The 7,107-nt window shown below is 68.2% G+C and carries 6 protein-coding genes; all 6 read right to left on the bottom strand.

Going from position 1 to position 7,107, the window contains the following annotated elements:
* Positions 1–135 precede the first annotated feature (135 nt).
* The 6 genes from ACWIFB_RS17140 to ACWIFB_RS17115 are packed head-to-tail and all read right to left on the bottom strand — an operon-like array spanning position 136 to position 6,831.
* Positions 136–840: a hypothetical protein gene (locus ACWIFB_RS17140; RefSeq protein WP_454058882.1), complete on the bottom strand. Its 705-nt coding sequence runs from the start codon at positions 838–840 to the stop codon at positions 136–138.
* A gap of 1 nt (position 841) precedes the next feature.
* Positions 842–2,269, bottom strand: a complete 1,428-nt coding sequence (locus ACWIFB_RS17135) for an HtaA domain-containing protein (protein WP_454058881.1) — start codon at positions 2,267–2,269, stop codon at positions 842–844.
* Positions 2,266–3,717, bottom strand: coding sequence for a hypothetical protein (locus ACWIFB_RS17130; protein ID WP_454058880.1), 1,452 nt, complete (start codon positions 3,715–3,717; stop codon positions 2,266–2,268). The genes ACWIFB_RS17135 and ACWIFB_RS17130 overlap by 4 nt, the downstream gene beginning before the upstream one ends.
* A complete protein-coding gene (locus ACWIFB_RS17125) occupies positions 3,714–4,583 on the bottom strand; it encodes a heme ABC transporter ATP-binding protein (RefSeq protein ID WP_452099084.1) in 870 nt (289 codons plus the stop codon). The genes ACWIFB_RS17130 and ACWIFB_RS17125 overlap by 4 nt, the downstream gene beginning before the upstream one ends.
* On the bottom strand, positions 4,580–5,707 hold the full coding sequence (locus ACWIFB_RS17120) for a FecCD family ABC transporter permease (RefSeq protein ID WP_454058879.1): 1,128 nt from the start codon (positions 5,705–5,707) through the stop codon (positions 4,580–4,582). The genes ACWIFB_RS17125 and ACWIFB_RS17120 overlap by 4 nt, the downstream gene beginning before the upstream one ends.
* The gene (locus ACWIFB_RS17115; RefSeq protein WP_454058878.1) at positions 5,704–6,831 is read right to left on the bottom strand and encodes a heme/hemin ABC transporter substrate-binding protein; all 1,128 of its coding nucleotides are present in this window, start codon (positions 6,829–6,831) and stop codon (positions 5,704–5,706) included. The genes ACWIFB_RS17120 and ACWIFB_RS17115 overlap by 4 nt, the downstream gene beginning before the upstream one ends.
* Positions 6,832–7,107 lie beyond the last annotated feature (276 nt).

The following is a 7,107-nucleotide window of genomic DNA, read 5'->3' as shown; positions in this document are numbered from 1 at the left end:
GGTCCGGTGAGCGGACCCGGGGCGTTGTCGTCGTCGTACTTGGTTCCTTCACCACCCACTATCTGCAGAGACACCACGGCCCCGACACCAACTCAGGAGGTGTCGGGGCCGAGTGCGATCTGACCGGCGTCCCGGTCAGAAGATGGGGAACAGCCCTGTCAGACTGCCGAGCGGACTGGTCGCGGGCTCGGCGAAGCTGATCGGCTGATAGGTCTCCCACGCTGCGTGCTTCGCGCCACTGCCTGCGTAGGTGTAGATCCCGAGATTGCCGTTAGCGTCGCCAGCTTGGTCCTCGACAAGCGCCTTGGACACCGTGAAGGTCGCGGTAAAGCTGCCGTCGGCGCCCAGCACGATCGCGCCGTCCTCGGCACCGCCGATTGTCTCGACGTCCTCGGCGTTGACGGCCCAATGCTGCGTGATGATCTTTCGAGCGGAGGAGGCTGCGTCCTCGGACGGCTTCCACTCGTCGGCGAACTTGCCAAGGATCACGTAGACACCGGGGGCCTTGCCTGCGAGCGGCGGCCGGGCCCCTACGACCGAATCGTCCTTGAAACCAGTCCCGGTGACGGTGATCTCGTGCTCGCCGTTCGCGCTGATCACCGACTGCGAGAGGGTCACCCGCGGACCCTCTGCCTGCTGAGATTCGTCCTGTGGGGCCTCGCCGGAGCCCGCCGCGGAGGCGGAGGCGATGATCTGCAGGAGCGTGTCCGCCAGTGTGCCGGTGGTCGCGTTGTCGGCGTTGGCCACGGGGGCCAGTGCGACGCCAGCAATCAACGCGGCGGCGCCGAGCGCGGTGCTCCGCCGAGCTGCGCGGGCGAACCTATCGGAGGAAGACTTCACATCAGTCCTTTCTGAGAACTGCTTGGTAGAAGAGGCCTGCCGCGAGCGCGAGCAGGACCCCACCGACCCACCATTGCCACTGTGGGAGGGTGTTTCCCGCGTCTGACGAGGCGGAAGTGTTGGAGTAGACGACGTCGGTCAGCGGCAGGTTCGCAGCGACCGGCATGGTGCCCGGGTCCGCGACAGAAGTAGGCGCCGCGCTCGCCGCCGCGGGGGTGCTGCCCCCAGCGGAACCACCGCTCGAGGTCGCGGCCACTGCGCCCACCGTGCCGGCGGTCATCGGGGTTCCAGCGCTGTAGTACTCCTCGTACTCGTACGCGAACTCCTCGTCCACCACCAGCTCGCTGTCAACGGTGGAGTCGACCACCGCGGTCTCACCCCAGGCGCCCTGAGCCCCCTGGTCAGCGTTGGCCGCGCCTGGCTGGAGCGGCTTCCATGCCTCGTCCATCCAGGCGGCGGCGGTGTCGGAGACGTCGGTTCCGGCCGAGCGGAGGATGTCCTCAACCGTGTCGTCGAAGACCTGGCCGAGGATGCCCTTGGAGCTGCCGCCGTCATCGATGTCGGTCCGGTCGTCTGAATCCCAGCTAACTGTGAGCGGCAACGGTGGCTTACGTGGATCGGCAGACAGACCTGTCGAGTAGAAGTAGTCGCCGATCCCGACCTCCTGCAGGAAATCGACAAAATCCGGCGGAAATGACCCAAAGGAATCTCCGCCTGTTTGGTTGCCCGCAGAATAGACGACACCAAAGTATTCTGGCTCGACCGAGAACCCGGACTCCTTTTTGAACAAGTCCTTTAACGAAAGTTCAGCTATCGTAACGCCAGCTTCGTCAGGAAGGGGGTTCCATACCCCGCCATCTCGGCTCGACGCCACCCCGCCCAGGGTTGCGGACAGCTTTGCGCGCCCCTTTTCAATCTTCAACTCCGGATCGCTAATTGTGAAAAAAGACATTCCCGAGTAATAGATTACGCTTGCAGTTCCAGTCCATTTCACTGAAGCGGTCTGTTGGTCCGGATCAACGGTTCCCTCCCCGCCCGTGAAGACGAACTGCATTTCGGACGAAGTCTTACTGTCCGGAGCAGCATCGCGCCAATTGGCTTTGATCCCCGGGGTCTTCTCGATCTGGACTTCACCTTCTGAGTTTTTCCACTCCGTCGCGGTGATGCGATCAGCCTCACCCTTGATGACCTCGGTGGCATCTCCGGCGGTTAAGAAGTTGTGACCCATGAAGTTCTTTATTCCCGAACTCTCACGGTTCAGTCCCCATCGGAGTTCGGCGTTTTCCAGCTTCAGTTCAGAGGCTGAGGTGCCGTCACCACCGTCCTGAGCCCGGGCGAGCGGGGCACCGAGCAGCACGCTCAGCACCAGCGCAAGCACCATTGCCAGGGCGAAGCCGTGCCGAAGGGCCGACTGTGATTGCCGGTTCATCGCAGATCCTTCTTCTCGAATTCGGTCGTGGAGTTGTCGGCGCCGCCGGCCATCGCCGGGTGCGGGAACGGGGTCGACGTGGGCGGATACGCCTCGTATGCAGAGCCTGCAGCCTCGGGACTGCCGTCCGGCCTGGTGTGGAGATCCGGGTCGGAGGCGTTGTTGTCGTCGTCATCGTTGTCGCCATCCGGCGACTCGGAATCGGCCGCCGCCTGGCGACGCTTGATGACCAACGCGCCCACTGCGAGCAACATCAGCGCCGCCAGTGCGAGGAAGATCCACTTGAACGAGCTCTGCAGCCCCGAGGACGATGCCGCAGGGGCGATGGCCACCCGGACAGGGAACCGCTCCTCGGCCTCCAGGGCGGATCCGGCACCGGCCGCGCGAATCTCATGGGTGCCCGGCTCGAGATCCTCGGGCAGAACGATCACGCCGGCGACCTCGCCGTCGACGCCCGCGATCACAGGGCCGACCGCCGCGTCTCCCTCACCGAGCACCACGTACACCTGCTCCCCCGGCCAGAAGCCGGCAGCGGCGAAGCCCATCGCACCACCGGGGCGGGCCGACTTGCGGTCGACCTCCACCACGGCAGCCCCGCTCAGTTGCGTTCCGCCGGTCGCGTCCACCGGGCCATCTGCGGCCTCGCCCTCAGGCGAGACCGCGTCACCATCGCCGCTGGCCTGGCCCACCCCGGCATCCGCGGAGCCCGAGGAAACCGATCCTCGCACCGACACCGAGCCCTGCGCCCGGCCCGAGGCCCGCCCGGCCGCGGCGGAGCGCCCGGACTGTCCGCCGTTGTCGGCCCGCGCTGCCGGCGCCTCGCCCGCGGGGGCCGCAGCCCCCTCGTCGGCGGCCGGTGCCGCCCCGCCCTGGAACGTCACCGGCGTGAAGGACTCGTTGGCCCCGTTACGCACGCCGTGCGCGCCCCAGGTGAAGAAACCGCACGTCATCTTGAGGCAGTCAATGCGCTTGCCGCCGGCACCGGTGAACGTGGGGCCGGGAACCGTGAGCTGGACCCGGAACGACCCGTCACTTCCCATCGTGCCCTGGGCCTCCCCGGCCGTGGACGAGCCGGGGAACGCCACGAACGCCTGATAGCCCTTGTTGTTCTTGGATTGATCGTCGGGGACGTAGTCGTAGGCGTTCCCGGTGGTTCCACCCTTCGACGGGCCCCAGCTGGAGCCGTTGACCCAGCCGAAGCCCACGTACACCCCACCGAAGCCACCGTCGATGGCCTGGAAACCGGACCCGGACACGGTGAAGGTCGTGGGACCCGAACTCGATGCGACCGCACCGCCCAGCGAGCTCGACACACTCAACCGGGCCGCGGCCTGCGCGGGCGCCGCGGTCGCGACGGTCAGGATGCCGGCACCGAACAGCGTCACCACGGCGGCCACCACGAGCCGGCGCGCCAGTTCCTGCGCCGGACGGACTCTGGGGTGTGTCACGAGAACTCCTTGACGAGAGCGGGATCGGAATCGGGAACAGGAACCTCGAGCCCCTGGGATCCCGGCAGCCGCAGACCGCGTCGATCCGGCGTGACCAGCAGGTCGCCGGTCACGGGGTGCCGATGGATGAGTACCGCCTGGTGGTAGACCTCTTCGATCAACTCGGCGGTGAGGACCGAGGCGGGCGGCCCTTCCGCACGGACCCGACCGTTCGAGATCATCACCATCCGGTCCGACCACGCGGCCGCCAACGCCAGGTCGTGGAGCACCACGACCACCGCGCCACCGGCGTCGGCCATATCGCGGGCCCGGCCCAGAACGAGCTCCTGGTGACGCAGATCCACGGCCGCCGTCGGCTCGTCCAGTAGGAGGATGCCCGTGCTCTGGGCCAGCGCCCTCGACAGGGACACCCGAGCCTTCTCGCCGCCCGACAGCGTCGGGAAGGTCCGGTCGCAGAGATGCGTGGTGTCGGTGGCGGCGATCGACTCGTCGATGATCATCTCGTCGTCGTCGCCCTCGGGATGCCCCGCCCAGGGGGCGCGGCCCATGGCCACCACTTCCCGCACGGTGAACGGGAACGCCACCGAGTTGGCCTGGGTCAGCAGTGCGCGGCGGCGCGCCAGGTCCCCCAGTTTCCACTGGCGCAGGTCCCGGCCGTCCACCACGACGCGTCCGGACGCGGGCTCCGTGTCGCCCGCGACCACGCCCAACAGCGTCGACTTGCCGGCGCCGTTGGGGCCGACCAGCGCCAGCACCTCGCCGGCGCGAACATCCAGGCGAACATTGTCCAGCAGAACCCGGCCGCCGATCCGAACCGTGACCTCCTCCGCCGAAAGCACCGGCGACCGGGCTTCCTGTGCACTCATCCCCAGCCTCCTGCCGTGCGGCGCGTCCGGTGGAGGAGCCAGAAGAAGAACGGCCCGCCCACCGCCGCGGTGACCATGCCCAGCGGCAGTTCCGCGTAATTGACCGCGGTGCGCGCCACCATGTCGGCGGCGAGCAGGCAGACGGCCCCTCCCAGCGCGGACGCCGGCAGCAACAGTCGGTGCCCGGGGCCGGCGACCATGCGGATCAGATGCGGCACCACCAGTCCGACGAACGAGACGATGCCGCAGAAACTCACGGCGGCGGCCGTGAGCAGCCCCACCAGCACGATGGAGAAGATGCGCAGTCGCTCCACGTTCACGCCGAGGTGGCGGGCGGGCCGCTCCCCCAGCGACAACAGGTCGAGCGGGCGGGCCAGACGTGCGGCCAGCAGCACCCCGAGCAGGGCCAGGGGCGCCACCACGAACACGTGGTCCCACCGACTGCCATTGAGGCTGCCCAGCTGCCAGAACACGATCTCCTCGCGCGCCTGGGTGTCGCCGAGGAACATGAGGAACGCGAGCGCGGCGCCGGCCACCGCGTTGACGGCGATGCCGGTCAGGACGAGGGTGACGACCTCCGTCCGGCCGTTACTACGGCTGAAAAGGTAGACGGCGGCCGTGGTGATGATGCCGGCCACGAACGCGCACAGCACACTGGTCCACGCGCCGAAGGCGGTCAGTCCGAACACGATCGCGGACGCGGCGCCCACGGCGGCGCCCGCGGACACGCCCACCACACTCGGCTCGGCGAGCGGGTTCCCGAACGCGCCCTGCATGAGCGCACCCGCCACGGACAGGGCCGCCCCCACGACGATCGCCATCGCCACACGCGGGAAGCGCACACTCCACAGCGTCGCGTCGGCGCGCGGGTGGCTCTCGACGGGCCCCACGTCCAGGCCGAGGCCCCGCAGGAACCCCGACGCCACCTCCGCGGGCGGGATCGCGAGCTGCCCCGAGGCCGCGGCGACCACCGCGAGCACCAGGAGTGCAATCAGCAGGCCCGCAACCAAGAGTCCCCCGGTGAGCAGCCGGTTCGCCGAGCCCGCCGCCCCCTTGACCGGACCGTCCGTGGTGTACCGTCGCGCCGCGCGTGCCGCGGTGGGCCGCTCCTCGGTGACGGTCACAGCGCGTCGGGGGCGTAGAGCGCCACGGCGAGCGCGTTGAGCACCGCCGGAGTGCGGGTGCCGAACGAGAGCAGCAGGTCGTCGTTCATCGAGATCACCCGACGGTTCGCGCCGGCCGGCGTCTGTTCCATGGCCGGGAACTTCTCGAGCAGCCCGTCCACTCCGCCGACCGACTCCAGGCCCTTGTTCATCATGATGATCACGTCCGGCTGCGCGGCGATGAGCCCCTCGTCGTTGGCGGGCTTGGCGCCCTTCCAGCCGACTTCCGAGGAGACGTCGTAGCCGCCAGCGGCGGTGATGAGTGCGTCGGCGCCGCTATCTTCGCCGAACATGTAGTAGACACCGGCGCTGCCACGGGCGTAGAGGAACACGGTGCGCAGCTGGCGGGTTTCACTGTCCGGCGTGATCGTCGCGATCGACTCCTCCGCCTCGGTGATCTGCGCGCGGGTCCGCGCGCCGAGCTCGCGCCCCTGGTCGGGCAAGCCCAACGCCGCGCCGACAGCCTCGGTGAGGGCCTCGACGTTCTCGGGTGAACGGTGGGAGTCGACGACGACGACGGGCACTCCGGCGTCCCGGAGCTGAAGCACCACATCCCACGGTCCGAGCGAGGTGTCGGTGATGATTACGCTGGGGTTGAGCGCAAGGATCGCCTCGGCGTTGAGCTGGTGGCCGTCGGTCGTGACCAGTGGACGGTCGGCGATCTCGGGGAACGAGGACGAGACGTCGCGTCCGATGACGTTGTCCCCGAGCCCCAGCTCGTAGACGATCCGCGAGAGTGTGCCGTAGATGTCCAACGGCAGGATGCGCGAGACGTCGGCCACCTCGACCTCGGTGCCCTGGTTGTCCGTGACCACGGCCGGCAACTGCGGCACGGGGTCGGTCGCGACCGGCGCCACCGGGTCGTCGACGAGCTGAAGAGATAGTTCGCCCTGATACGAACGAGGATCATCGATCGCGGTGGCCTCGGAGGCCAGCGGGATACCGGAGACCTTCGCCATGTCTCCGCCGCCCCCGGCCGCGACGCCGCAGGCGGTCAGCGAGGCGACGAGGACCGCTGCTGCGGCCAGGCGAAACGTTCCGCGGGCGCCGGCTCCGCGAGCCGATCCTGTGCGCTGTCTGAGCATGGGCAGAACAGTAGCATTTGAATTGAGGCAAGCCTAACCTAGGTTCGCCAAGGCTTACCTAATTTATAGACCCGCAGTTCACAGCGCTTTCCGTTCGTTGCGCGACCGAAAAGATAGCCCCGGTCACATACCGGGTGCCCAGCCGGAACCTTCTCACCCGAACTCTCTACTTCACTGCGAGAAATGTCTGCAGCACTGCGGTGGCAAGCCGAATCGACCGCGGTGAGGCCGACAAGACCGACGACGGCGGCCGCCCCGGGGAACACGTCCCCGGAG

The organism is Dietzia sp. NPDC055340, from assembly GCF_053645335.1.
This window is presented reverse-complemented; position numbering and strand designations above follow the sequence as displayed.

What these genes read in the sequence shown, in the direction of transcription:
- ACWIFB_RS17135 (WP_454058881.1), bottom strand. Translation starts at nt 2,269, where the DNA reads ATGAACCGGCAATCACAGTCGGCCCTTCGGCACGGCTTCGCCCTGGCA.
- ACWIFB_RS17125 (WP_452099084.1), bottom strand. Translation starts at nt 4,583, where the DNA reads ATGAGTGCACAGGAAGCCCGGTCGCCGGTGCTTTCGGCGGAGGAGGTC.
- ACWIFB_RS17115 (WP_454058878.1), bottom strand. Translation starts at nt 6,831, where the DNA reads ATGCTCAGACAGCGCACAGGATCGGCTCGCGGAGCCGGCGCCCGCGGA.